The organism is Pseudofulvibacter geojedonensis, assembly GCF_042675745.1.
Classification (GTDB): Bacteria; Bacteroidota; Bacteroidia; order Flavobacteriales; family Flavobacteriaceae; genus Pseudofulvibacter; species Pseudofulvibacter geojedonensis.
On the sequence record NZ_JBHTJM010000006.1, the window covers coordinates 23,033 to 47,848 of the forward strand.

Annotated in this window: 22 protein-coding genes and 5 tRNA genes; 4 read left to right on the forward strand and 23 right to left on the reverse strand. The window is 33.3% G+C overall.

Annotation, left to right across the window (positions count from 1 at the left end; translation table 11 throughout):
- The first annotated feature begins 20 nt into the window (after positions 1 to 20).
- Genes ACFQ1O_RS05060 through ACFQ1O_RS05075 form a run of 4 tightly spaced genes read left to right on the forward strand, consistent with a single transcriptional unit; the run spans position 21 to position 4,440 of the window.
- Positions 21 to 833 carry a cell envelope biogenesis protein OmpA gene (locus ACFQ1O_RS05060; protein WP_377714001.1) on the forward strand — a complete coding sequence of 271 codons (813 nt, stop codon included), beginning with the start codon at positions 21 to 23 and terminating at the stop codon, positions 831 to 833.
- Entirely contained in the window at positions 820 to 1,308 is a 489-nt protein-coding gene (locus tag ACFQ1O_RS05065; RefSeq protein WP_377714003.1) for a Rab family GTPase, read from the forward strand. Before ACFQ1O_RS05060 ends, ACFQ1O_RS05065 begins: the two co-directional genes overlap by 14 nt.
- Entirely contained in the window at positions 1,302 to 2,819 is a 1,518-nt protein-coding gene (locus ACFQ1O_RS05070; protein WP_377714005.1) for an ATP-binding response regulator, read from the forward strand. The genes ACFQ1O_RS05065 and ACFQ1O_RS05070 overlap by 7 nt, the downstream gene beginning before the upstream one ends.
- A gap of 34 nt (positions 2,820 to 2,853) precedes the next feature.
- On the forward strand, positions 2,854 to 4,440 hold the full coding sequence (locus tag ACFQ1O_RS05075) for a peptide chain release factor 3 (protein WP_377714007.1): 1,587 nt from the start codon (positions 2,854 to 2,856) through the stop codon (positions 4,438 to 4,440).
- Between the two features lie 283 nt (positions 4,441 to 4,723).
- Here the strand turns inward: ACFQ1O_RS05075 and ACFQ1O_RS05080 are convergent, their stop codons facing one another.
- The 23 genes from ACFQ1O_RS05080 to ACFQ1O_RS05190 form a co-directional block, all read right to left on the reverse strand.
- The gene (locus tag ACFQ1O_RS05080) at positions 4,724 to 5,035 is read right to left on the reverse strand and encodes a DUF3467 domain-containing protein (protein WP_377714009.1); all 312 of its coding nucleotides are present in this window, start codon (positions 5,033 to 5,035) and stop codon (positions 4,724 to 4,726) included.
- Between the two features lie 2 nt (positions 5,036 to 5,037).
- Positions 5,038 to 9,336 (reverse strand): DNA-directed RNA polymerase subunit beta', encoded by a 4,299-nt coding sequence (rpoC, locus tag ACFQ1O_RS05085; RefSeq protein ID WP_377714011.1) that lies wholly within the window; start codon positions 9,334 to 9,336, stop codon positions 5,038 to 5,040.
- A gap of 42 nt (positions 9,337 to 9,378) precedes the next feature.
- Positions 9,379 to 13,191, reverse strand: a complete 3,813-nt coding sequence (gene rpoB / locus ACFQ1O_RS05090) for a DNA-directed RNA polymerase subunit beta (protein ID WP_377714013.1) — start codon at positions 13,189 to 13,191, stop codon at positions 9,379 to 9,381.
- A gap of 124 nt (positions 13,192 to 13,315) precedes the next feature.
- Positions 13,316 to 13,693, reverse strand: coding sequence for a 50S ribosomal protein L7/L12 (gene rplL, locus ACFQ1O_RS05095; protein ID WP_377714016.1), 378 nt, complete (start codon positions 13,691 to 13,693; stop codon positions 13,316 to 13,318).
- A 61-nt stretch (positions 13,694 to 13,754) separates the two neighbouring features.
- Positions 13,755 to 14,276, reverse strand: a complete 522-nt coding sequence (rplJ, locus tag ACFQ1O_RS05100) for a 50S ribosomal protein L10 (RefSeq protein WP_377714019.1) — start codon at positions 14,274 to 14,276, stop codon at positions 13,755 to 13,757.
- Between the two features lie 22 nt (positions 14,277 to 14,298).
- Positions 14,299 to 14,994, reverse strand: a complete 696-nt coding sequence (gene rplA, locus ACFQ1O_RS05105) for a 50S ribosomal protein L1 (protein ID WP_377714021.1) — start codon at positions 14,992 to 14,994, stop codon at positions 14,299 to 14,301.
- 18 nt (positions 14,995 to 15,012) lie between these two features.
- On the reverse strand, positions 15,013 to 15,453 hold the full coding sequence (gene rplK, locus ACFQ1O_RS05110) for a 50S ribosomal protein L11 (protein ID WP_377714024.1): 441 nt from the start codon (positions 15,451 to 15,453) through the stop codon (positions 15,013 to 15,015).
- 69 nt (positions 15,454 to 15,522) lie between these two features.
- Positions 15,523 to 16,056: a transcription termination/antitermination protein NusG gene (gene nusG, locus ACFQ1O_RS05115; protein WP_377714027.1), complete on the reverse strand. Its 534-nt coding sequence runs from the start codon at positions 16,054 to 16,056 to the stop codon at positions 15,523 to 15,525.
- 26 nt (positions 16,057 to 16,082) lie between these two features.
- The gene (gene secE / locus ACFQ1O_RS05120; RefSeq protein ID WP_377714029.1) at positions 16,083 to 16,271 is read right to left on the reverse strand and encodes a preprotein translocase subunit SecE; all 189 of its coding nucleotides are present in this window, start codon (positions 16,269 to 16,271) and stop codon (positions 16,083 to 16,085) included.
- Positions 16,272 to 16,296: 25 nt separating this feature from the next.
- A tRNA-Trp gene (locus tag ACFQ1O_RS05125) sits at positions 16,297 to 16,369 on the reverse strand.
- A gap of 45 nt (positions 16,370 to 16,414) precedes the next feature.
- Positions 16,415 to 17,602, reverse strand: coding sequence for an elongation factor Tu (tuf, locus tag ACFQ1O_RS05130; RefSeq protein WP_377714031.1), 1,188 nt, complete (start codon positions 17,600 to 17,602; stop codon positions 16,415 to 16,417).
- Positions 17,603 to 17,772: 170 nt separating this feature from the next.
- Positions 17,773 to 17,845, reverse strand: a tRNA-Thr gene (locus ACFQ1O_RS05135).
- A 5-nt stretch (positions 17,846 to 17,850) separates the two neighbouring features.
- A tRNA-Gly gene (locus ACFQ1O_RS05140) sits at positions 17,851 to 17,923 on the reverse strand.
- Positions 17,924 to 17,974: 51 nt separating this feature from the next.
- A tRNA-Tyr gene (locus ACFQ1O_RS05145) sits at positions 17,975 to 18,060 on the reverse strand.
- A 33-nt stretch (positions 18,061 to 18,093) separates the two neighbouring features.
- Positions 18,094 to 18,167 (reverse strand) — tRNA-Thr (locus ACFQ1O_RS05150).
- Positions 18,168 to 18,258: 91 nt separating this feature from the next.
- Complete coding sequence (gene hpf / locus ACFQ1O_RS05155) at positions 18,259 to 18,561, reverse strand: ribosome hibernation-promoting factor, HPF/YfiA family (RefSeq protein WP_377714033.1); 303 nt, start codon at positions 18,559 to 18,561, stop codon at positions 18,259 to 18,261.
- A 26-nt stretch (positions 18,562 to 18,587) separates the two neighbouring features.
- The gene (locus ACFQ1O_RS05160; RefSeq protein ID WP_377714035.1) at positions 18,588 to 19,484 is read right to left on the reverse strand and encodes a tyrosine-type recombinase/integrase; all 897 of its coding nucleotides are present in this window, start codon (positions 19,482 to 19,484) and stop codon (positions 18,588 to 18,590) included.
- Between the two features lie 60 nt (positions 19,485 to 19,544).
- The gene (gene rpsU, locus ACFQ1O_RS05165; protein WP_377714037.1) at positions 19,545 to 19,739 is read right to left on the reverse strand and encodes a 30S ribosomal protein S21; all 195 of its coding nucleotides are present in this window, start codon (positions 19,737 to 19,739) and stop codon (positions 19,545 to 19,547) included.
- An 81-nt stretch (positions 19,740 to 19,820) separates the two neighbouring features.
- The gene (locus tag ACFQ1O_RS05170; protein ID WP_377714039.1) at positions 19,821 to 20,987 is read right to left on the reverse strand and encodes an acyl-CoA dehydrogenase family protein; all 1,167 of its coding nucleotides are present in this window, start codon (positions 20,985 to 20,987) and stop codon (positions 19,821 to 19,823) included.
- A gap of 13 nt (positions 20,988 to 21,000) precedes the next feature.
- Positions 21,001 to 21,858: a ComEA family DNA-binding protein gene (locus ACFQ1O_RS05175; RefSeq protein ID WP_377714041.1), complete on the reverse strand. Its 858-nt coding sequence runs from the start codon at positions 21,856 to 21,858 to the stop codon at positions 21,001 to 21,003.
- 25 nt (positions 21,859 to 21,883) lie between these two features.
- Positions 21,884 to 23,455, reverse strand: coding sequence for an alanine/glycine:cation symporter family protein (locus ACFQ1O_RS05180; protein ID WP_377714043.1), 1,572 nt, complete (start codon positions 23,453 to 23,455; stop codon positions 21,884 to 21,886).
- A 104-nt stretch (positions 23,456 to 23,559) separates the two neighbouring features.
- Positions 23,560 to 24,567 (reverse strand): potassium channel family protein, encoded by a 1,008-nt coding sequence (locus ACFQ1O_RS05185; protein ID WP_377714045.1) that lies wholly within the window; start codon positions 24,565 to 24,567, stop codon positions 23,560 to 23,562.
- Positions 24,568 to 24,572: 5 nt separating this feature from the next.
- Positions 24,573 to 24,800, reverse strand: coding sequence for a PspC domain-containing protein (locus tag ACFQ1O_RS05190; RefSeq protein ID WP_377714047.1), 228 nt, complete (start codon positions 24,798 to 24,800; stop codon positions 24,573 to 24,575).
- Positions 24,801 to 24,816: the final 16 nt, after the last annotated feature.

The window sequence follows — 24,816 nt, forward strand, 5'->3', positions numbered from 1 at the left end:
TATACACTCTCCTTTATTTTATGTCTCAAGATCAGAAATTAAGAAAACTGAAAGAACTCCTCTTACACGAGGATAGAGACACTATTGATGCACTAAAAGCAAAAATTAAAGAATTAGAGACCGTAATAGAAGAACAAAAAAAACTCGCTAAAAAAGTTGACCCTATAATTGACAAAAAACTAGAGAAATACACTCATGATATACCTGAAAAATTAGGACCTACTATTACCCAATCTTTAAAAAACGAAATAGCCAATTCTAAAGATCAGGTTGTTGATGCCTTGTACCCTATTATAGGTAAAATGATTAAGAAGTATATTCAGCAAGAATTCAAAATCTTATCTGAAAAAATTAATAATCAATTACAGAAAAGTTTTTCGTTTAAAAATTGGACCCGTAAGTTTAAATCTAAAGTTTCTGGTGTAGATGAAGAAAGTTTAATTTTAAATGAATTAGGATCAACAGAGATTCAAGAAATTTTTATCATAGAAAAAGATTCAGGTATTTTAAAGGCTAACTTCTCTAAAACCAATACTATAGATAAAGATGTTCTTTCAGGTATGTTAACTGCTATAAAGAGTTTTGTTGAAGAAGCTTTTATGACTGGAAACGAAAACCTTGAAGCTATAGAATATGGACTTTATAATATTCATATTCAAAATTTCAATTCATACTACATTGCAGTAGTTATACATGGTGTATTTAATAGTTCTTTTAAAGGTAAGCTTGAATATGAGCTATTAAACTTTGCAGAAAAAAACCTTGTAAAACAACAAAACCAAGAAACACTTTCAAAAAAACTAGCTGATACTTTCAAAAATGACATTATCTAAAAAAATTGTTTTATTAGGACACTTTGGTGTTGGAAAAACTTCTATCATAAGAAAATTTGTTACTAATGAATTTTCAACAGATTACAAAGTAACTATTGGAGTTCATATCTTAAAAAAAGAAGTTGAACTACCTAACCAAAACGTCTCTTTAATTATTTGGGACCTAGAAGGAACCGACAATATTGATCTTATAAACAAGTCTTATTTACTAGGAGCACACGGATTTATTTATGTATATGATGTAACTAGACCTGTAACATTTTCTAACCTAAAAGAGAATGTTGAAAAATTGAAACAACAATTTACTAAAACAACAATTAAAACTGTTGGAAATAAAATAGACCTTCTAGAAAACAACATCAAATCCTTAGGAAATGATGAATTAATAGCTCTTACAGATGTTTTTAGTAGTGCAAAAACTGGAGATAATATAGAAGAACTTTTTAAAGAATTAACCCAAGATATTATATGCTAGAAAATATTAAAAAATCTTATCAAGCTAATAATACTCAATTTATTATTACCAATAACGAAGGAGTTGTAATAGACAGTGACAATACACTATTTACTATTGAAATAAATTCCTTTTTAAGTAATATACACCCCTTTTTTGAAAATTTTGTTGACATTATTGGTCAAGACAATTTAAACTTTTCTTGTGTTCACTTAAAAACTAATAATACAGAAGTAATTTGTGATATTAGCACTTCATTTTTAAGCGAAGACAAGTACTTAATTATAATTACAGATTTTTCTAAACACTATCAATCATTTCAGAGCTTAGCACAATCAAGAAATGAGACAGCTATTGAAAAAGAAGTTCTAGCAATTAACAATCAAGTTTTAAAAGAGAAGGAAAACTTTAAAAACAAATTTATAGCAAATTTTAGTCACGAAATAAAGAGTCCAATTACTAGCATAATTGCTTTTTCTGAACTTTTAAACAAATCAAAGCTTAAAGATGAACAAAGAGAATATTTAGATGTTATTCGTTCTTCTAGCCAACATCTGAAATCTATAATTAATGATATATTAGATATTTCTAAAATTGAAACAGGCAAACTAACTATTTTAATTGAGCGGTTTAATTTTAAAAATTTAATTAATCAGGTTATAGCAGAATACTCTGTAAAGTGTTCTGATAAAAAACTTGAATTCGTTTATGAAATAGATAGCAACCTTCCTGAATATATAGAGAGTGATAAAACTCGTATAAGGCAAATTATTAAAAACCTATTAGATAATGCTCTTAAATTCACAAAAGAAGGAAGTATATCTCTTTATATAAAAGCACTTTACAAAAGAGCTGGAAAATTAACCTTCTCTATAGAAATAAAAGATACCGGAATTGGTATTGAAGAGAGTGAGCAAGAAAGAATATTTAATAGATTTAACAGAGTTGAAAGCCTAAAAAATGTTGAAGGCGTTGGCTTAGGTCTAGCTATAGTTAGGGAAATGGTTAATTTATTAAACGGTAACCTTACTTTAAAAAGCAAACCAAATTTAGGCTCAAGTTTCACTCTTGAATTTAAAGCAAAATATCCGTTAGTTGAATTAGATACAGAAAAAAAGAAAAAAATATCTAAAGCAAAAACCTTAAAAAAGAATCAAACCAAGCATCGTTTATTATTGGTTGATGATAATAATGATCATCAATTAAGTATTTTTAAAATTTTAGCGCAAAGCAATCAGTATTTTTTAGACATTGTAAATAATGGCTTTGAAGCCATAGAGTCACTTAAAAAAAATCATTATGATTTAATATTAATGGATTTTAAAATGCCACTTCTTAATGGTTTAGATACTACTAAAGCAATTAAAAACCTAAGTGACAAAAGAAAAAGTTCAATTCCTGTTATTTTAGTAACTGGTAATTTAATTGACAGTAATTTATTACAACAAAAAGATGTCTTATTTTTAGATATTATAGAAAAGCCATTTGAAGAAGAAACACTACTAAACGCTATAGAAAGAGCTGTGAAATAATTACATTTGTCGCTCGCTAATTTAAGAGCTACTTATGAGTTTATTAGAAGAAATTGCTAAAAGAAGAACTTTTGGTATTATATCACACCCCGATGCTGGTAAAACAACACTTACAGAAAAATTATTATTATTTGGTGGGGCTATTCAAGAAGCTGGAGCTGTAAAATCGAATAAGATAAAAAAAGGAGCCACTTCAGATTTCATGGAAATTGAAAGACAAAGAGGTATTTCTGTTGCAACTTCTGTACTAGCTTTTATTTATAAAGACAAAAAAATAAACATCTTAGACACCCCTGGTCACAAAGATTTTGCCGAAGATACTTTTAGAACACTTACTGCTGTAGACAGTGTTATTGTTGTAATTGATGTTGCAAAAGGGGTTGAGGCTCAAACAGAAAAATTAGTAGAGGTTTGTAGAATGCGTAATATACCTATGATTGTTTTTATTAATAAAATGGATCGTGAAGGTAAAGATGCGTTTGATTTATTAGATGAAGTTGAACAAAAACTAGGTTTAACTGTTACTCCTTTAAGTTTCCCGATTGGTATGGGATATAATTTTAAAGGAATTTACAATGTTTGGGAAAAAAACATCAATCTGTTTTCTGAAGAAAGTAAACAACATATTACAGAAACAATAGCTTTTGATGATGTTAACCACCCAGATTTAGAAAAACATATAGGGGAAGAAGCTGCAGAAACACTTAGAGAAGAATTAGAATTAGTCTATGAAGTATATCCAGAATTTAATCAACAAGAATATTTAGACGGACAACTACAACCTGTATTTTTTGGTTCAGCCTTAAATAATTTTGGAGTTAGAGAATTATTAGATTGTTTTGTTGATATTGCACCTAATCCTAGACCTAAAGAATCAGATACGAGAATTGTAGATCCTCAAGAAAAAAAATTCACTGGATTTGTGTTTAAAATTCATGCCAATATGGATCCTAAACACCGAGATCGTTTAGCCTTTATTAAAATCGTCTCTGGTATATTTAAGCGTAACACACCTTATCTACATGTTAGAAACAATAAGAAATTAAAATTCTCTAGCCCTAATGCCTTTTTTGCTGATAAAAAAGAAATTGTAGATGAATCGTATCCAGGTGATATAGTTGGCTTACATGATACGGGTAACTTTAAAATTGGTGACACATTAACTGAAGGAGAAGTAATGAACTACAGAGGTATTCCTAGCTTCTCTCCAGAACATTTTAGATACATTAATAATGCAGATCCCTTAAAATCTAAGCAATTATACAAAGGTATAGACCAATTAATGGACGAGGGTGTTGCTCAGTTATTCACCTTAGAATTAAACGGACGTAAAGTAATTGGAACTGTTGGTGCATTACAATATGAAGTAATTCAATACCGTTTAGAACATGAATACGGCGCTAAATGTACTTATGAAAACCTAAATGTTCACAAAGCTTGCTGGGTAGATGCAGAAGATGAATCTAACGAAGAATACAAAGAATTTAAACGAGTAAAACAAAAGTTTTTAGCAAAAGATAAACAAGGACAATTAGTGTTCTTTGCTGATTCTATGTTTACTTTACAAATGACACAACAAAAATATCCTACTGTAAAACTACACTTTACTAGTGAGTTTTAATTTTAAAATTAACACCATACTTATATTTATCATAATACCATTCTAGTAACAAGAATGGTATTTTTTTTTTAAACCTATTTTAAACACACTATAACATCAGAAGAAATAAAAAACACAAAATAGTACTAGATTATAATTTATAAGCAAATAAACCTTTTAAAATTAAGCTATTTTACAGATACTATTACTTATCATTATAGATAATTCTATTTTAAATAAATAACAACTATTAAAAATAGGTTTCATAAAAAAACCGCAAATTTTTCAATTTGCGGTTTTTTATTTATGCTTCTCCTGTTGGTCCGAAATTCATCGGAATTGGAGGTTGCTCGAAATCTTTAATTTCGCCATGAGCTTGTTCAAAACGATACACATTATCATTTAATGCTTTTAACAATCGTTTTGCATGTTGTGGAGTTAAGATAATTCTAGACTTCACTTTACTCTTAGGCACGCCTGGCATGATATTAACAAAATCGACTACAAATTCTGATACTGAATGATTGATAATAGCTAGATTAGAATAAGTTCCGTCTGCTACAGATTCATCTAATTCAATATTTAATTGTTGTCCTTTATTATTGTTTTCTGCCATGATTAACTAAAGTTTTCTTTTACCTGTACCATTTCGTCATATTCTTCTTTAGATCCTACAATAATCTTATCGTATTCTCTTAAACCTGTACCAGCAGGTATTCTATGACCAACAATTACATTTTCTTTCAATCCTTCTAAAGTATCTACCTTACCACTAACGGCAGCTTCATTTAATACTTTAGTCGTTTCCTGGAACGATGCAGCTGAAATGAATGATTTAGTTTGAAGAGATGCTCTAGTAATACCTTGTAAGATTGGTGTTGCCGTTGCCGGAACAGCTTCTCTAGCTACAACTAATGCTTTATCTGCTCTTCTTAATATTGAATTTTCATCTCTTAATTCACGAGGTGTAATAATTTGACCCGCTTTTAAGTTCTCTGAATCTCCAGTTTCTTCTACTACTTTCATTCCAAAGATATTATCATTCTCTACAATAAAGTCATCTTTGTGAATTAATTGATTTTCTAAGAAAATAGTATCACCAGGATCGTTAATTTTAACTTTACGCATCATTTGACGTACTACTACCTCAAAATGCTTGTCGTTAATTTTTACTCCTTGTAAACGATATACTTCTTGTACTTCGTTAACTAAGTACTGCTGTACTGCAGCAGGTCCTTTGATATTTAATATATCATTTGGAGTTATAGATCCATCAGATAATGGCATACCTGCTTTAACAAAATCATTTTCTTGAACTAAGATCTGATTTGATAATTTAACCAAGTATTTCTTAACATCACCTAATTTAGACTCAACTATAATCTCACGGTTACCACGTTTGATTTTACCAAAAGATACAACACCGTCTATAGCAGAAACAACCGCTGGGTTAGAAGGATTACGTGCTTCAAACAATTCTGTTACACGTGGTAAACCTCCTGTAATATCACCTGCTTTAGATGACTTACGAGGGATTTTAACTAATACTTTACCAGCTTCAATCTTATCTCCATCTTCTATCATTAAGTGTGCACCAACTGGTAAGTTGTATGAACGTAATACTTCATCATCTTTACCTAATAGGTGTAATGTTGGTATTAACTTCTTATTTCTAGATTCAGAAATTACTTTTTCTTGGAAACCTGTTTGTTCATCAATTTCTACTTGATAAGTAATACCTTTCTCGATATTCTCGAATTGGATATTACCAGAGAATTCAGAAACAATAACTCCGTTAAATGGATCCCACTGACAAATCTTATCACCTTTCTTAAGTGCCTGCTTAGGCTCTACATAAATATAAGATCCGTAAGGTATATTATTTGTTGTTAAAACAATACCTGTTTTCTTATCAACTAATTTAATTTCAGTAGAACGAGAAATAACAATATTTACTTCGTTTCCTTCGTTATCTTCTCCTTTAACAGTACGTAATTCGTCTATTTCAGCAATTCCGTCAAACTTAGCTTCTAAACTATTTTCTTCAGAAATATTTCCTGCTGTACCTCCTAAGTGGAACGTACGTAATGTTAACTGCGTACCTGGCTCTCCAATAGACTGTGCAGCAACAACTCCTACAGCCTCTCCTTTTTGAACCATCTTACCTGTTGCTAAGTTACGTCCGTAACATTTAGCACATATCCCTTTAGTAGCTTCACAAGTTAATGCAGAACGAACATCAACCTTATCTATAGGAGCTGCAGTAATTTCATCTACAATAGCCTCTGTTAAATAAGTTCCCGCTTCTGCTATAACTTCTCCAGTTGCTGGGTTTACTACATCATATAATGCTGTTCTACCTAAAATACGTTCAGCTAAAGGCTCAACAACCTCTTCATTCTTCTTTAATGCTGTTACTTCTAATCCTCTTAATGTACCGCAATCTTCTGAGTTTACAATTACATCTTGAGATACATCTACTAAACGACGTGTTAAGTATCCCGCATCGGCTGTTTTCAATGCTGTATCGGCTAGACCTTTACGAGCACCGTGAGTAGAGATAAAGTATTCTAAAATTGATAAACCTTCTTTAAAGTTCGATAAAATCGGGTTTTCAATAATAGCTCCACCTCCATCAGCAGATTTCTTTGGTTTTGCCATTAATCCACGCATACCTGTTAACTGACGAATCTGTTCTTTAGAACCCCTTGCCCCAGAATCAAGCATCATAAATACCGAGTTAAACCCTTGTTGATCTTCTGTGATAATCTTCATAGACAACTCTGTAAGAGCTGCATTGGTAGATGTCCAGATATCAATAACTTGGTTATAACGTTCGTTATTTGTTATAAGTCCCATGTTATAGTTAGCCATAATACTATCTACTTGCTTATTAGCATCGGCAACCATAGTTTCTTTAGCATCAGGTATAATAATATCTCCTAATGAGAATGATAAACCACCTTGGAATGCGTAAGAATACCCCATGTTCTTAATTTTATCTAAGAATTCGGCAGTAGTAGGCACATCAGTAGCTTTTAATACGCCATGAATGATATCTCTTAATGCTTTCTTAGTTAAAACTGTATTAATATATCCTGCAGCTTCAGGTACTACTTCGTTAAATAACACTCTACCTGCTGTAGTTTCTTTTAATTGGTAAACTAATTCACCAGCTTCATTAAAGTCTTTTACTCTAGCTTTAATAGAAGCATTTAAGTCTACACGTTTTTCGTTATATGCAATAGTTACTTCTTCTGCAGAATAGAAAGTTAAACCTTCTCCTTTAATAGGGTATTCTGGAGTGTCTTTACGTAACTTGGTCATATAATATAATCCTAATACCATATCCTGAGAAGGTACTGTAATAGGAGATCCGTTTGCTGGATTTAATATATTATGTGAAGCCAACATTAACATTTGAGCTTCTAATATAGCCTCTGGCCCTAATGGTAAGTGAACTGCCATCTGATCCCCATCGAAATCGGCGTTGAATGCCGTACACACTAATGGGTGTAATTGGATAGCTTTACCTTCAATTAACTTAGGTTGGAAAGCTTGAATACCTAAACGGTGAAGCGTAGGAGCACGGTTTAATAATACCGGGTGTCCTTTAATTACATTATCTAAAATATCCCATACTACAGGATCTTTTCTATCGATAATTTTCTTAGCAGACTTAACTGTTTTTACAATTCCTCTTTCAATTAATTTTCTAACTACGAAAGGTTTGTATAGTTCAGCTGCCATGTTTTTAGGTAAACCACACTCATATAACTTAAGTGTAGGTCCAACAACAATAACCGAACGAGCAGAATAATCAACACGCTTACCAAGTAAGTTCTGACGGAAACGCCCTTGCTTACCTTTTAACGAATCTGATAAAGACTTTAATGGTCTGTTCGATTCTGTTTTTACAGCTGAAGATTTACGTGTGTTATCAAATAACGAATCTACCGATTCTTGTAACATACGCTTTTCATTACGTAAAATTACTTCAGGAGCTTTAATCTCTACTAAACGCTTTAAACGGTTATTACGGATAATAACTCTACGGTATAAATCATTTAAATCTGAAGTTGCAAAACGTCCACCATCTAATGGTACTAAAGGTCTTAATTCTGGTGGGATTACCGGTACAACCTTCATAATCATCCACTCAGGATTATTCTCTCTATTCTTGTTTGCATCACGTAAAGCCTCAACAACTTGTAAACGCTTTAATGCTTCTGTTTTACGTTGTTTAGACGTTTCGTTATTTGCTTTATGTCTTAATTCATAAGATAAAGCATCTAAATCGATACGTTGTAACAACTCAATTAGACATTCAGCTCCCATCTTAGCGATGAATTTATTTGGATCTGAATCGTCTAAATATTGATTATCTTGCGGTAACTCTTCCGCAATATTTAAATATTCTTCTTCTGTAAGGAAGTCCATTTTTTGTAATGGCTCTCCTTCAGCATTTTTAGCAATACCTGGCTGAATTACTACGTAACGCTCGTAGTAAATAATCATATCTAATTTCTTAGATGGTAAGCCTAATAGGTATCCTATTTTGTTTGGTAACGAACGGAAATACCAGATATGCGCTACAGGAACTACTAAATTAATGTGTCCGATACGATCTCTACGTACTTTCTTTTCTGTTACTTCAACACCACATCTATCACATACAATACCTTTATAACGAATACGCTTGTACTTACCACAAGCACATTCGTAATCTTTTACAGGTCCAAAAATACGCTCACAGAATAATCCGTCACGTTCTGGTTTGTGTGTACGATAGTTAATTGTTTCAGGCTTTAAAACCTCTCCTCTAGATTGAGCCAAAATAGACTCTGGAGAAGCTAAACCTATAGAGATTTTATTAAATCTCTTTTGTTGTGTGTTTTTGTCTTTATTTCTTGCCATAATAATGGTACTAAAGCTTAAAAATTATTACTTGCGAAACGCTTATTCTTCTAATCTGATGTCTAAACCTAAACCTTTTAATTCATGCATTAATACATTGAATGATTCTGGTAATCCTGGTTCTGGCATTGGCTCTCCTTTTACGATCGATTCGTAAGTTTTAGCTCTACCTATTACATCATCAGATTTAACCGTCAAGATCTCTCTTAAAGTACTAGATGCTCCGTATGCTTCAAGTGCCCAAACTTCCATCTCTCCAAAACGCTGACCTCCAAACTGAGCTTTACCTCCTAATGGTTGCTGCGTAATTAATGAGTATGGTCCTATAGAACGTGCGTGCATCTTATCGTCTACCATGTGACCTAATTTAAGCATGTAAATTACACCTACTGTTGCAGCTTGATCAAAACGTTCACCTGTACCTCCATCATATAAGTGAGTATGACCGAATCTAGGTACACCTGCTTCGTCTGTAATAGCATTAATTTGGTCTAAAGAAGCTCCATCAAAAATTGGTGTAGCATAAGTCTTACCTAAGTTCTGACCTGCCCAACCTAATACCGTTTCATAAATCTGACCGATATTCATACGAGATGGTACCCCTAATGGATTTAATACGATATCTACTGGAGTTCCGTCTTCTAAGAAAGGCATATCTTCTTGACGAACGATACGTGCAACAATACCTTTGTTTCCGTGACGTCCTGCCATCTTATCTCCAACCTTAAGTTTACGCTTCTTAGCAATATATACCTTAGCTAATTTGATGATACCTGCTGGTAATTCATCTCCTACAGAAATGGTAAATTTCTCTCTACGTAAAGCTCCTTGTAGATCGTTTACTTTAATTTTATAATTGTGTAATAAATCTTTAATTAACGTGTTAGATGCTTCATCTGTAGTCCATACTCCACTTACTAAGTGTGTATAATCATCTACAGCATTTAACATCTTTTGAGAGAATTTTTTACCTTTTGGTAATACTTCTTCTCCTAAATCATTAAATACACCTTGAGCTGTTTTACCAATTACGATAGTTGCTAATTTTTCAACTAAAACATCTTTTAATGCTTCAAACTTAGCATCGTATTTTACTTCTACAGCTGTTAATTCTTCTTTATCTTGATTACGCTTACGCTTATCTTTAATAGCACGAGCAAATAATTTCTTATTTACTACTACACCGTGTAACGATGGAGAAGCTTTTAAAGATGCATCTTTAACATCTCCTGCTTTATCTCCAAAAATAGCACGTAATAATTTCTCTTCCGGTGTTGGATCAGATTCTCCTTTAGGTGTAATCTTACCAATTAAAATATCACCAGGTTTAACCTCTGCTCCAACTCTAATCATACCATGCTCATCTAAGTCTTTAGTAGCCTCTTCAGAAACATTTGGTATATCATTCGTTAATTCTTCATTACCTAATTTGGTATCACGAACCTCTAATGAATACTCATCAATATGAATAGATGTGAAAATATCATCTCTTACAACTTTTTCAGAAATTACAATCGCATCCTCAAAGTTATACCCTTTCCAAGGCATAAAGGCTACTTTCATATTTCTACCTAAAGCTAATTCTCCTTGTTGAGTAGCATATCCTTCACAAAGTACTTGACCTAATTCTACTCTATCACCTTTCTTAACAATAGGTTTTAAGTTAATAGATGTACCTTGGTTGGTTTTTCTAAATTTAATTAAGTCATAAGACTTCTCATCAGAATCAAAACTTACTAGAGCTTCTTCTTCAGTTCTGTCATATTTAATAGTAATCATATTAGCATCTACATACTGAACTTCTCCAGCACCTTCTGCATTGATTAATACTCTAGAATCTTTTGCTACTTGTCTCTCTAGTCCAGTACCTACTATTGGTGCCTGCGGACGTAATAAAGGAACAGCCTGACGCATCATGTTAGATCCCATCAAGGCACGGTTGGCATCATCGTGCTCTAAGAATGGAATTAACGATGCAGAGATAGAGGCAATTTGGTTAGGAGATACATCTGCGTAATTTGCTGCAGATGGCTCTACTACTGGGAAATCTCCTTCTTCTCTAGCAATAACCTTCTCTGACAATATCTTACCAGAAGCATCAACAGGGTTATTTGCCTGAACAATTTTCATTCCTTCTTCTTCTTCTGCACTTAAATAAGTAGGTGCAGCTTCTAAATCAATAACTCCGTTTTCTACTTTACGGTAAGGAGTTTCTATAAACCCTAAGTTATTTACTTTAGCATAAACTCCTAATGAAGAAATCAAACCAATGTTTGGTCCTTCAGGTGTTTCAATCGGACATAAACGTCCGTAATGAGTATAGTGAACATCACGAACCTCGAAACCTGCTCTTTCACGAGACAGACCTCCTGGTCCTAATGCCGATAATCTTCTTTTATGAGTAATCTCTGCTAATGGATTTGTTTGATCCATGAACTGAGATAATTGGTTGGTACCAAAGAAAGAATTAATAACAGAAGACAAGGTCTTTGCATTAATTAAATCTATTGGAGTAAACACTTCGTTATCACGAACATTCATACGCTCACGGATAGTTCTAGCCATACGAGCTAAACCTACACCAAATTGAGACGATAATTGTTCTCCAACCGTTCTTACACGTCTGTTAGATAAGTGATCGATATCATCTATCTCTGCTTTAGAGTTAATTAACTCTATTAAGTACTTAATAATCGTAATGATATCTAACTTAGTTAAGATTTGCTTATCCATATCGATATCTAATCCTAACTTCTTATTCATTCTATAACGACCAACAGTTCCTAAGTTGTAACGTTGATCTGAGAAGAATAACTTATCTATAATTCCTCTTGCTGTTTCCTCATCTGGCGGCTCAGCATTACGTAATTGACGGTAAATATGTTCTACTGCCTCTTTTTCTGAGTTAGTAGGATCTTTTTGAAGCGTATTGTGAATAATAGCGTACTCTGCAGATTGGCTTTCTTCTTTGTGCAATAAAATTGCTTTTACACCAGCTTCAATTATTTCTTCAATATTTTCTTTATCTAAAGTAGTGTCACGATCTAATACTATTTCGTTACGTTCTATAGATACTACTTCTCCTGTATCCTCATCAACAAAATCTTCATGCCATGTATTTAATACACGTGCAGCTAATTTTCTTCCAAGAACTTTTTTAAGTCCACTTTTTGAAACTTTAACCTCTTCTGCAAGGTCAAAAATTTCTAAAATATCTTTATCTCTTTCGTAACCAATTGCTCTAAAAAGAGTAGTTACAGGTAATTTTTTCTTTCTATCAATGTAAGCATACATTACGCTATTGATATCTGTAGCAAATTCTATCCAAGATCCTTTAAAAGGAATAACTCTGGCAGAATATAACTTTGTTCCGTTTGCGTGGAAAGATTGCCCGAAGAATACCCCAGGAGATCTATGTAATTGAGATACAATTACACGCTCTGCACCATTGATACAAAAAGTACCACTAGGTGTCATATAAGGAATTGTTCCTAAGTAAACATCTTGAACAATTGTTTCAAAATCTTCGTGCTCAGGATCTGTACAGTATAATTTCAATCTAGCCTTTAAAGGCACACAATATGTTAATCCTCTTTCAATACACTCTTGTAGTGAATAACGTGGAGGATCTACAAAATAATCAAGAAATTCTAATACAAAATTATTTCTGGTATCTGTAATAGGAAAGTTTTCCATGAAAGTATTATATAAACCTTCATCTCCTCTTTCGTCTGACTTTGTCTCTAATTGGAAAAAATCTTGAAAAGACTTGATTTGAATATCCAAGAAATCTGGATAATCTGGTCTGTTTAATACAGATGAAAAACTAAATCTTTCGTTTGCTGTTGCTAACATCAATATTAGAAATTTTATTTATGAAAAATAATTTTTTATTCACGTAACGATTATATACGCAAAATGGTTTAGGCCATAGAGACTACTCTCTAGACCTAAACCTTTGTATGTTTAGAAGTAAGAATTACTTTAACTCTACCTCTGCTCCAGCTTCTTCTAATGAAGCTTTAAGCCCTTCAGCTTCGTCTTTAGAAACACCTTCCTTAATTGGAGCTGGTGCGCTATCTACGATACCTTTAGCTTCTTTTAATCCTAAACCAGTTAATTCTTTAACTAATTTTACAACTGCTAACTTAGATCCACCAGCTGCTTTTAAGATTACGTCGAATTCTGATTTTTCTTCTGCAGCGTCTCCACCAGCAGCAGCACCACCAGCAGCAACAGCTACAGCTGCAGCAGCAGGCTCAATACCGTACTCTTCTTTTAATATGTCTGCTAATTCGTTAACTTCTTTTACAGTTAAGTTTACTAATTGCTCTGCGAAATCTTTTAAATCTGCCATTTTCTATCGTTTTAAAAATGTTTGTTAAATATAATTGTTATTAAGTGCGTACTCGCTAATATTATCCTTCTTTCTCAGATAATGTTTTAAGAATACCTGAAAGCTTACTACCACCTGATTTAAGCGCAGAAACAACGTTCTTAGCTGGCGATTGTAATAATCCGATGATTTCTCCAAGTAATTCTTCTTTAGATTTGATATCAACTAATGCGTCTAGTTGGTCATCTCCAATAAAAATAGCTTCCTCTACATAAGCACCTTTTAATAAAGGCTTATCTGCTTTTTTACGGAAAGCTTTGATAACTTTTGCCGGCGCATTACCAGTTTCAGAAAACATAATTGAAGTGTTTCCTTTTAACGTAGAAGGAAGATCTCCAAAATCTTTATCTGAAGCCTCCATTGCTTTAGCCAACAATGTATTCTTAACTACCTCTAATGAGATATTAGCCTTAAAACAAGCTCTTCTTAAGTCTGAAGTATTACCTGCATTTAAACCTGAAATATCTGCCACATATAAATTAGCATTTTCAGCTAACTTAGCAGTTAAGTCTTGAATTATTTCTGATTTTTCTTCTCTTGTCATAATAAAAGTTTTTAACTACTAATTAAAGTGTAGCCTCTTTAGTATCTATTGCAACAGAAGGACTCATTGTACTAGACATAAAAATGCTCTTAACATAAGTTCCTTTAGCCGCAGTAGGCTTAAGCTTCATTAGTGTTCCTATTAATTCTTTTGCATTTTCTTCAATTTTAGCAGCATCAAAAGACACTTTTCCAATTGCAGCATGCACAATACCTGTTTTATCAACTTTAAAGTCTATTTTACCAGCTTTAACTTCAGATACTGCTTTTTTAATATCCATAGTTACCGTACCAGTCTTTGGGTTAGGCATTAACCCTCTAGGACCTAAAACACGACCTAATGGACCTAATTTACCCATAACAGCTGGCATAGTGATGATAACATCAACATCTGTCCAACCACCTTTTATTTTATCAAGGTATTCTTGTAAACCAACATAATCTGCACCAGCTTCTTTAGCTTCTGCCTCTTTATCTGGAGTTACTAAAGCTAAAACCTTAACATCTTTACCAGTTCCGTGAGGTAATGTTACTACACCTCTTACCATTTGATTTGCTTTACGTGGATCAACTCCTAAACGTACTGCTAAATCTACTGAAGCATCAAAATTAGCATTAGTGATTTCTTTCACTAAAGACGAAGCTTCTGATACAGAATACATTTTATTCTTATCAATCTTCGCTAGTGCTTCTTTTTGCTTTTTTGTTAATCTTGCCATTTCTTAAATACTTTTAGATTAATTAGGAGCATCTCCTCCAGAAACAGTTAATCCCATAGAACGAGCAGTACCTGCTATCATTCTCATTGCTGACTCAACTTCAAAAGCATTTAAATCTGCCATTTTGTCTTCAGCAATTGTTCTTATCTGATCCCAAGAAACATTAGCTACTTTTTTTCTGTTAGGCTCTCCTGAACCTTTTTTAATTTTTGCTGCTTCTAACAACTGAACTGCCGCAGGTGGAGTTTTGATTACAAATTCAAATGATTTGTCTTTGTAAACAGAAATTACAACTGGTAAAACTTTTCCTTGTTTATCCTGTGTACGAGCATTAAACTGCTTACAGAATTCCATGATGTTTACACCAGCAGCACCTAGAGCGGGTCCAACCGGTGGCGACGGATTCGCTGCACCTCCCCTAACTTGTAGCTTAACTACTTTACTTAACTCTTTTGCCATTTGTTTAAATTTAGTTTGCCTTTATATATGGAAGCATAAAGGCTTTAATAATATATTAATGTAACAATATTATACTTTTTCTACTTGCATAAAACTCAATTCTAACGGAGTCTTTCTTCCAAAGATTTTAACCATTACTTCAAGTTTACGCTTCTCTTCGTTAACATTTTCAATAGTACCATTAAAACCATTAAACGGCCCATCTATAACCTTAATAGTTTCTCCTACTGAATAAGGTATCATCACGTTATCTGTTTTAACAGCTAACTCATCTACCTTACCTAACATTCTATTAACTTCTGATTTTCTTAAAGGTACAGGATCCCCTCCTTTAACCTCTCCTAAAAAACCAATAACCCCATTTATCGATTTGATAATATGAGGTACCTCACCAGCTAAATTAGCCTGAATCATTACATATCCAGGAAAATAAACTCGCTCTTTATTGATCTTCTTACCATTTCTTACCTGAACCACTTTTTCTGTAGGCACTAAAACCTGCTCTACAAAATCAGACAATCCCAATCTAGAAATTTCAGACTCTATATAACTTTTTACTTTATTTTCTTGCCCACTTACGGCCCTTACTACATACCAATTCATAACTCAACTATCCCTTTTTGCTTAAATTATTTCTTCATTAATTCGAAATACTTCTCAACTAGTGTAGAAAAAACAGTATCTACACCCCAGATAGCAAGAGAAAAAAGAACCGAAAAAACAGCCACAGTAACCGTCATACGTTGAGCATTTGCCCAAGTTGGCCAAGTAACATTAGTTTTCAATTCCCCGAAGGATTCTTTAATATATTTTATCATTATTGCTTAGTATTAGCATTTTTTGCACGGGTTGAGAGACTCGAACTCACGACACCTGGTTTTGGAGACCAGTGCTCTACCAACTGAGCTAAACCCGTAAATAAAGGAGCCTTAAAAAAGACTCCTTTTATATAAACTATAAATTAGTCTAAAATTTCAGTTACCTGACCAGCTCCTACTGTTCTACCTCCTTCACGGATAGCGAACTGTAAACCAATATTTAATGCAATTGGCTGGATTAAGTCAACAGTGATTGTTAAGTTATCACCAGGCATAACCATTTCAACACCATCAGGTAAACCAATGTTACCAGTTACGTCAGTTGTACGCACATAGAACTGAGGACGGTAGTTGTTATGGAATGGAGTATGACGTCCACCTTCTTCTTTCTTTAAGATATAAACCTCAGCTTTAAACTTAGCATGAGGAGTAATAGAACCTGGCTTACAGATTACCATTCCTCTTTTAATATCTTTCTTATCAATACCTCTTAATAAGATACCCGCGTTATCTCCAGCTTCACCTCTATCTAATATCTGACGGAACATCTCGATTCCAGTAACAGTAGAAGTTAACTTCTCGTCACCCATACCGATGATCTCTACAGGATCTCCAGAGTTAATAATTCCAGTTTCGATACGTCCAGTTGCTACTGTACCACGACCTGTAATAGAGAATACATCCTCGATAGGCATTAAGAAATCTTTTTCAGTATCTCTTGGTGGCTCTTCGATCCAAGTATCAACAGCTTCCATTAATTCTAAAACTGTATCTACCCACTTTTGCTCTCCATTTAAAGCACCTAAAGCAGAACCTTGAACTACAGGACCATTATCTCCATCATATTCATAGAAAGATAATAAATCTCTAACCTCCATATCTACTAACTCTAACAACTCCTCATCATCAACCATATCACACTTGTTTAAGAAAACAACGATACGTGGAATTCCAACCTGACGACCTAATAAGATGTGCTCACGAGTTTGCGGCATAGGACCATCTGTTGCAGCAACAACTAAGATAGCACCATCCATCTGAGCAGCTCCCGTTACCATGTTCTTTACATAATCGGCGTGACCTGGACAGTCAACGTGAGCATAGTGACGATTTGCTGTTTGATACTCTACGTGAGAAGAGTTAATAGTAATACCTCTCTCCTTTTCTTCAGGAGCGTTATCAATCTGATCAAAAGCTCTAGCTTCTGAGTATCCTGCATCTGCTAATACTTTAGTAATAGCAGCAGTTAAAGTAGTTTTACCGTGATCTACGTGTCCGATAGTACCAACATTTAAGTGGGGTTTCGAACGATCATAAGTTTCCTTTGCCATCTTTAATTGTTTTTAATCTTAGTTATATATTAGTGTTCAATTTTATACTAAATTCTACCATTAACCCTCGTCAGGATTAACCAAGAAGTATCGATTGCTAACGGATGAATCCGTATAATTTTCTCGAAACACTTCTTTACCTCCATTTCTCAACTCAGAAACGAACGTTGAGCCAACAACGGGATTTGAACCCGTGACCTCATCCCTACCAAGGATGCGCTCTACCAACTGAGCTATGTCGGCTTTTGAGCGAGAGACGAGGTTCGAACTCGCGACATTCAGCTTGGAAGGCTGACGCTCTACCAGCTGAGCTACTCTCGCATTAACAAAACCTGAAAACAGATTTTGAAATTTCTGAATTAACAGAAATTCTGGTGGGGAGAGCAGGATTCGAACCTGCGAAGTCGAAAGACAACGGAGTTACAGTCCGTCCCATTTGGCCGCTCTGGAATCTCCCCAGTTTTTTTCAATATTTAAATGAACTTTTTTAGAGCCGATGAAGGGACTCGAACCCCCGACCTGCTGATTACAAATCAGCTGCTCTAGCCAGCTGAGCTACATCGGCTTTTAATCATAAAAAAAGCCCGCTATTTCTAACGGACTGCAAATGTATGTATTATTTTTTGTTTTCAAAATAATTTTTAAGCTTTTTTACACTAAGCATGTGCTCTTAATTTTTCTTTTCTCTTTTTTAATAATCTTTCTAAAGACTGAGAAGCAGAATCTGTAGCCTCTTCGAAAGTTTTACACTGCTTTTTCACCATAAATTCATCTCCTGGAACACTTAATTTAACTTCTAATATTTTATTTTCTTTTTCACTTGTGTTTTCAACTTTCATATATACATCAGCACAAATTACTTTATCAAAAAACTGATCTAACTTATCCATTTTCTTTTGAATAAAATCCACTAATTTTTGATCAGCTACAAAGTTTACAGATTGCGTGTTTACTTTCATTTAGTTTTAAGTTTTTAGGTTATACATTAATCTTGCCGATTTCTTGGGTGAGTATTACGATATACATCTTTTAACTTTGCCATACTATTATGAGTATAAACTTGAGTGGCAGCTAAACTAGTATGCCCTAATAATTCTTTCACCGCATTTAAATCTGCTCCTTCATTTAACAAGTGTGTAGCAAACGTATGCCTTAAGACATGTGGGCTTTTTTTTAGTTTAGAAGAAACTATACTAAAATACGAATTTATTATTCTATACACAAGCGTATCATAAATTTTACTTCCTTTTTTTGTAACAAAAACAAAATCATTAGATTCAGGGAAAATAACATTTTTTCTACAACTTAAATATTCTGAAAAAACATCAACCAAAGACTGAGTAATTGGTATTAATCGCTCCTTATTTCTTTTACCCAAAACCTTAATCACTCTTTCATCTAAAAAGATATCCGAAAATTTTAAAGCTATAAGCTCGGCTTTCCTAATTCCAGTTGAATAAAACAACTCTATAATTAATCTATCTCTCTTTCCCTCAAAATCATCTTTATACCCCACCAACTCAAAAACATCGTTCATTTCTTTTACAGAAAAGGGAACCTGAACTTTTTTAGGGTTTTTTAACGCTTTATGTTTTAACAAAGGCGAAACTTCTATCACCCTAATTTTCAACAAGAATTTATAATAACTCTTTAAAGAAGCTATTTTTCGATTAATAGAACGGTTAGACAAGCCATGCTCAGACATTTTAACCAACCAACTTCTAACCACCACGTAAGCAATTTTATCTATATCGGACGAAAGATTTTCTGTTTCGCAAAAAACAATAAATTCCTCCACATCTTTTACATAAGCTAAAACCGTGTGCTTTGAGTATTTTTTCTCTAAAGATAAATAGTTAGAATATTCTTCAATATGAGGCATAAAAAAAACCGTTTAATATCAAAGATACTAAACGGTTTTGCATTTTATAAGAAAAGAACACTACATTTCTTCTTGATCTCTTAAATGCTGAATGTATTGAGCTTTTTGTAACTGAGCTCTTCTTACAACAGAAGGCTTATTATAGTTCTTACGATCTCTTAATGCTTTCTTTGTTCCTGTACGATCAAATTTTCTCTTAAAGCGTTTTAAAGCTCTATCGATGTTTTCTCCGTCTTTAACTGGTATAATTAACATAAGTCTTAACCTCCTCTCTTTTAGCGTTCGGTTTGCAAATATAGAACTTAATTCACAACTGACAACTAATAATTAATTATTTTAAGTTGCCGGTTTATAATCTTTTTTATCAATTACAATTTTAGCGATAATTTCTTTCAGAATTTCAGAAGTACCTCCACCTATCGGACCTAAACGACTATCTCTTAATAAACGAGCTAAAGGATATTCTTCCATGTAACCATAACCTCCTAACATTTGCAAACAATCGTAAATAACCTTATCGGCCATTTTAGTTCCCATTAATTTTGCCATAGTAGCTTCTTTTACTACATATTCACCATCATTTAATCGTTTAGCCACTGAATAATTAAAGGTTTTACAAACCTCTACTTCTGTAGCTGCTTCAGCCATTGTATGCCTTAAAGCTTGAAATTTATTAATGTTAGTACCAAATGCTGTTCTCTCAGACATATATTGTAAAGTATAATCTATTGCATATTCTGCTCTAGCATGTGCATTTATAGCCATAACCAAACGCTCTAAAGCAAAGTGTTGCATGATATACGGAAACCCCATGTTTTCTTCTCCCATTAAATTCTCAGCAGGAATTTCTACATTATCAAAAGCAATTTCAGCAGTATCTGAAGCTCTCCACCCCAATTTATCTAATTTTGTAGCAGAAATACCAGGTGTATCTCTATCTACCACAAAAATACTCATACCTTTACCGCCTAATTCTGGAGAAGTTTTAGCAGCAACCACCAAATAATCACTGTAAACACCATTAGTAATAAATGTTTTAGAACCGTTTATTACATACTTATCTCCCTTTTTTATTGCAGTTGTACGCATTCCTGCAACATCAGACCCCCCAAAAGGCTCTGTAATACAAAGACAACCTATTTTTTCTCCTGAAATACTTGGAGCTAAATAACGTTCTTTTATGTCGTGACTTCCTTCTTTATCTAAATGCGTCATTGCTAAGTAGGCATGCGCCCACATATTAGCAGCAAAACCACCAGAATTAATCTTTTGTAATTCCTCTAAAAATATAACCGTATAAAAAAGATCTAACCCTAAACCTCCATACTGCTCTGGATACACCAAACCGAAAAAGCCCATTTCTCCAAATTTTTCCCAAATAAATCGCTCGACCGTTCCTGTTTTTTCCCATTTATCGATATGAGGTACAACTTCTTTTTGTAAAAAATCTCTAAAACTTTCTCTAAACAATTCGTGCTCTTCTGTAAAGTACATTTTATTCATCAGGTGTATTTTATTAATTTAAGGTTAAATATAGTTTTATCCGCTCCAATTTTTCTTCAGGAAAGCCCTCAACAAACTTGAGTTCGTCTAAACTTTTAAAACCTCCTCTTAGCAAGCGTTCGTCTATTATGTTCTCAGCTAAACTATTACTTATATAGACTAAAGATGCTAATTTTGGGGCGCCCGCTAAATTAACATTTATTTTTTGAATTTTAGGTAAAGTTTTTAATTGAAATTTAGATCTTATACCCTCATACTCTGAGGTTTTTATCCCATAAACATCTTTCACCTGTTCAATTACCAAATACCCTCCTAATTTATCTCTAAAATTAATTAACCTGTACGCCTTTTTATAGTCTAGATTAAGGGCTTTGATTAAGTCTTTAGCAGCAGCCGTATTTAAATTCTTATTATATGACTTATTAGTCTTTTTTATTTGACCTCTTTTGTTAACCCAATCTGGGAATTTAAAATACGAAGAAATCTCTTTTAATAAGGAGTCAGACACTTGAGTCACCTCTTGAAACTCTTTAACCGAATTCACATACCTATTTTGCTTACGAAAAGAATGCAACCTATTTATTTCATCTACACTCATTCCTAACGCATACCCTTTATAATCTGATATAAAATTAGGATTAAAAGGATGTATAATTTGTTGATTTTGCCTGCTAATGTGCACCAAACTATCTACTTCTTTCTGAAAAGCCATTAACTCTTTAACATCTAACTCATCATTATTATTAGATGAGAAGTCTACATAATAATAAACCAATTGCAACAAAACAACCACAAACAACAAAAGAAAAACCCCAATTCGTTGTTGCTTATTAAACACGAATTGGGATTTTATTTTATTGAAATTTCGCATCTTATAAAGATACGTAATAAAAATCTTATTTCATTGATCTTATCCTCTCTTTAAAAATAGCTAATTCTTCACGCACTTTCGGAGATAATAATACTAACCCTATAACATTAGGAAAAACCATTGCAAAAATCATTGCATCTGAAAAATCTATTACAGCACCCAAACTAATTGAAGCTCCAACAACAACAAATAATAAGAATATAACCTTATAAACTATATCTGTCATTTTACCTTTTCCAAATAAAAATTTCCAAGCTTGTAATCCGTAGTAAGACCATGACAACATAGTAGAAATTGCAAACAAAACTACTGCTATAGTTAACACCCAAGAAAAACCAGGGATCGCAGAGTCAAAAGCAGTTGTTGTTAACTGAACTCCTTGTACCGATTCACCGTATTGAAAGAAACCTCCATCTATATTCGTAATAATAATTACCAAAGCTGTCATTGTACAAATAACTACCGTATCAATAAACGGTTCTAATAAAGCTACAATTCCTTCAGAAGCAGGAAACTTAGTTTTTACAGCTGAATGTGCAATTGCTGCTGAACCAACTCCAGCTTCGTTAGAAAACGCCGCCCTTTGAAACCCAACTATTAAAACTCCTAAAACTCCTCCTAAAGCCGCACTAGGATTAAAAGCTCCCTCGAAAATCATTCCGAATGCAGTTGGTACAGAACCAATATTCATAAAGATAATTATTAACGCTGCACCTACATAAATAGCCGCCATAAAAGGAACTACTTTTTCTGTAACAGAACCTATTCTCTTAATACCTCCGATAATTACAACCCCAACAATTATAGCCATAATTAAACCAAATATAAATCCTGCTTGACCGTTTTCGATACCAAAGCGTTCAATTAACTGAGCTGCTGCTTGGTTAGCTTGAAACATATTTCCTCCTCCGAAAGATCCACCAACACACATTACAGCAAAGAAAACAGCTAACGCTTTTCCTAAACCGCCCATTCCTCTTTCTGCTAATCCTTTAGACAAATAATACATTGGACCTCCATGAACAACACCCTCTTCTGTAACTTCTCTATATTTAACCCCTAAAGTACATTCAACAAACTTAGAAGCCATTCCTAGTAATCCTGCTAAAATCATCCATAAAGTAGCCCCAGGACCTCCCACTGCAATAGCTACTGCCACCCCTGCAATATTACCCAGTCCTACTGTAGCCGACAAAGCAGCTGTTAAAGCCTGAAAATGAGACACTTCTCCTTCTGCTCCCTCTACAGCTATGGTTTCAAACACATCTTCTCCTGGAGTTGGGTCTCCTTCTGCAACATCAGCCGATCTGTGATCCAACTCATCATATTTACCTCTAACTACATTAATCGCTGTCTTAATTAAAGTAAAGTTTGCGAATTTGAAATATATTGTAAAAAATAAAGCTCCTGATATTAAAATTATCAATACAAACGGAACAGAGCTTCCTCCAATCGGAACTGGATAAAAAATATACTTCCCTACAAAGTCAGCAATAGGACGAAAAAATTCGTCAATTTTTTGATCTATACCTTTTTCTTGTGCAAATGTTAAAACAGGTAAAATTGTTAATAACAAGGCTAGAAGACTCTTCTTCATTTTTTTTAGTTTTTGTTAGTTTACTTTAAGTGATTTTTTGGTGCAGCAATATGGTGAAAAAATAGGGTTTTATAAAATTTTTGTTGTTAAATCCTACTTTAATGTTACAAACCAAACATACTGTTTAATTTAGTTATTTGTTCAGGTCTACCTAAAACAATAAGTTTAGAATTTGGCAGTAATTGCGTATCTGCCTCAGGGTTAATAACATACTCTCCGCTTGGTTTTTTATAACCAATAATTGTACAACCTGTATTTCTTCTAAAATCTAAGTCTTTAATTGTATGAGGTGTATCATTAGACGTAAGTGCCTCTATGGCAACCTCTTCTATATTAACGGTATCTTCTCCTATTATAGATAAATTATCTAAAAACTCTACCAAATCTGGAATAACAACCAATGAAGCCATATGATCGCCTCCTATTTTATCTGGCATAATTACATTATTGGCTCCTGCTAACTTTAATTTATTATAAGATGTTTCTTGAGAAGCCCTACTAATAATGGTTAACTCTTTATTTAATTGCCTTGCAGATAGCACTACAAATAAATTATCAGCATCTTTAGGTAAAGCCGCAATTAAACTATGTGCTCTTTCTACTCCTGCATTTTGAAGCACATCATCTTCATTGGCATTACCGTGTACAAATAGCACATCATTTTCATATTTTTCTATTAATTCTTTGTCGCGCTCTATTACAACAAAAGATTTGTTATGAATAGATAGTTTTTGAGCTGCTTGTTTACCATTTCTACCATAACCACATATTATAACATGCCCATTTAGTTGATCTACCTTTTTCTTCATTTTTCGTTGTTTTAGCAATTGAAAGTCATTGTTTTTAACAATATATTCTGATATAACCGATATAGCGTAAGTAATAAAAAAGACACTTGCTAATATTAAAAATATAGCAAATACTTTAGCTTCTTCACTAAGAGGTGCTACTTCTCCATAACCCACTGTACTTATAGTTATTACAGTCATATAAAGAGCGTCTACCCATGATAAATCTGCTATTATCCTAAATCCAACAACACCTATTAGCAGAATAGTACCAAATAACAATAATGCTGTTTTTATTTTAGATTTTAAGATTAAAGAAATCATACTTTTTACAAATCAAAAACTGAACTTCGTTTGGTATATACCAAATCTTTTAACTTTAACAAAAAAGCTAATGTTAAATAAAGAGCAAAAGAAACCCCCAAAGTAGCGAATGAAATGTATATAAAAAACAAGCGTACGTTTTTGGCTCGCATACCCAGCCTTTCTGCTAATCTTGAGGAAACTTCAAAACCGTGTTTTTCGAAAAAATATTTTATTTTATTTATGAAGCTCATAGGCTTTGCAAAATAC

What these genes read in the sequence shown, in the direction of transcription:
- ACFQ1O_RS05080 (WP_377714009.1), bottom strand. Translation starts at nt 5,035, where the DNA reads ATGGCAGAAAACAATAATAAAGGACAACAATTAAATATTGAATTAGAT.
- ACFQ1O_RS05175 (WP_377714041.1), bottom strand. Translation starts at nt 21,858, where the DNA reads ATGCGAAATTTCAATAAAATAAAATCCCAATTCGTGTTTAATAAGCAA.
- ACFQ1O_RS05170 (WP_377714039.1), bottom strand. Translation starts at nt 20,987, where the DNA reads ATGAATAAAATGTACTTTACAGAAGAGCACGAATTGTTTAGAGAAAGT.
- ACFQ1O_RS05065 (WP_377714003.1), top strand. Translation starts at nt 820, where the DNA reads ATGACATTATCTAAAAAAATTGTTTTATTAGGACACTTTGGTGTTGGA.
- rplK (WP_377714024.1), bottom strand. Translation starts at nt 15,453, where the DNA reads ATGGCAAAAGAGTTAAGTAAAGTAGTTAAGCTACAAGTTAGGGGAGGT.
- rplJ (WP_377714019.1), bottom strand. Translation starts at nt 14,276, where the DNA reads ATGACAAGAGAAGAAAAATCAGAAATAATTCAAGACTTAACTGCTAAG.
- tuf (WP_377714031.1), bottom strand. Translation starts at nt 17,602, where the DNA reads ATGGCAAAGGAAACTTATGATCGTTCGAAACCCCACTTAAATGTTGGT.
- ACFQ1O_RS05060 (WP_377714001.1), top strand. Translation starts at nt 21, where the DNA reads ATGTCTCAAGATCAGAAATTAAGAAAACTGAAAGAACTCCTCTTACAC.
- hpf (WP_377714033.1), bottom strand. Translation starts at nt 18,561, where the DNA reads ATGAAAGTAAACACGCAATCTGTAAACTTTGTAGCTGATCAAAAATTA.
- ACFQ1O_RS05075 (WP_377714007.1), top strand. Translation starts at nt 2,854, where the DNA reads ATGAGTTTATTAGAAGAAATTGCTAAAAGAAGAACTTTTGGTATTATA.
- ACFQ1O_RS05160 (WP_377714035.1), bottom strand. Translation starts at nt 19,484, where the DNA reads ATGCCTCATATTGAAGAATATTCTAACTATTTATCTTTAGAGAAAAAA.
- rplL (WP_377714016.1), bottom strand. Translation starts at nt 13,693, where the DNA reads ATGGCAGATTTAAAAGATTTCGCAGAGCAATTAGTAAACTTAACTGTA.
- rplA (WP_377714021.1), bottom strand. Translation starts at nt 14,994, where the DNA reads ATGGCAAGATTAACAAAAAAGCAAAAAGAAGCACTAGCGAAGATTGAT.
- ACFQ1O_RS05190 (WP_377714047.1), bottom strand. Translation starts at nt 24,800, where the DNA reads ATGAGCTTCATAAATAAAATAAAATATTTTTTCGAAAAACACGGTTTT.
- ACFQ1O_RS05185 (WP_377714045.1), bottom strand. Translation starts at nt 24,567, where the DNA reads ATGATTTCTTTAATCTTAAAATCTAAAATAAAAACAGCATTATTGTTA.
- rpoC (WP_377714011.1), bottom strand. Translation starts at nt 9,336, where the DNA reads ATGGCAAGAAATAAAGACAAAAACACACAACAAAAGAGATTTAATAAA.
- ACFQ1O_RS05180 (WP_377714043.1), bottom strand. Translation starts at nt 23,455, where the DNA reads ATGAAGAAGAGTCTTCTAGCCTTGTTATTAACAATTTTACCTGTTTTA.
- nusG (WP_377714027.1), bottom strand. Translation starts at nt 16,056, where the DNA reads ATGAATTGGTATGTAGTAAGGGCCGTAAGTGGGCAAGAAAATAAAGTA.
- rpoB (WP_377714013.1), bottom strand. Translation starts at nt 13,191, where the DNA reads ATGTTAGCAACAGCAAACGAAAGATTTAGTTTTTCATCTGTATTAAAC.
- secE (WP_377714029.1), bottom strand. Translation starts at nt 16,271, where the DNA reads ATGATAAAATATATTAAAGAATCCTTCGGGGAATTGAAAACTAATGTT.
- rpsU (WP_377714037.1), bottom strand. Translation starts at nt 19,739, where the DNA reads ATGTTAATTATACCAGTTAAAGACGGAGAAAACATCGATAGAGCTTTA.
- ACFQ1O_RS05070 (WP_377714005.1), top strand. Translation starts at nt 1,302, where the DNA reads ATGCTAGAAAATATTAAAAAATCTTATCAAGCTAATAATACTCAATTT.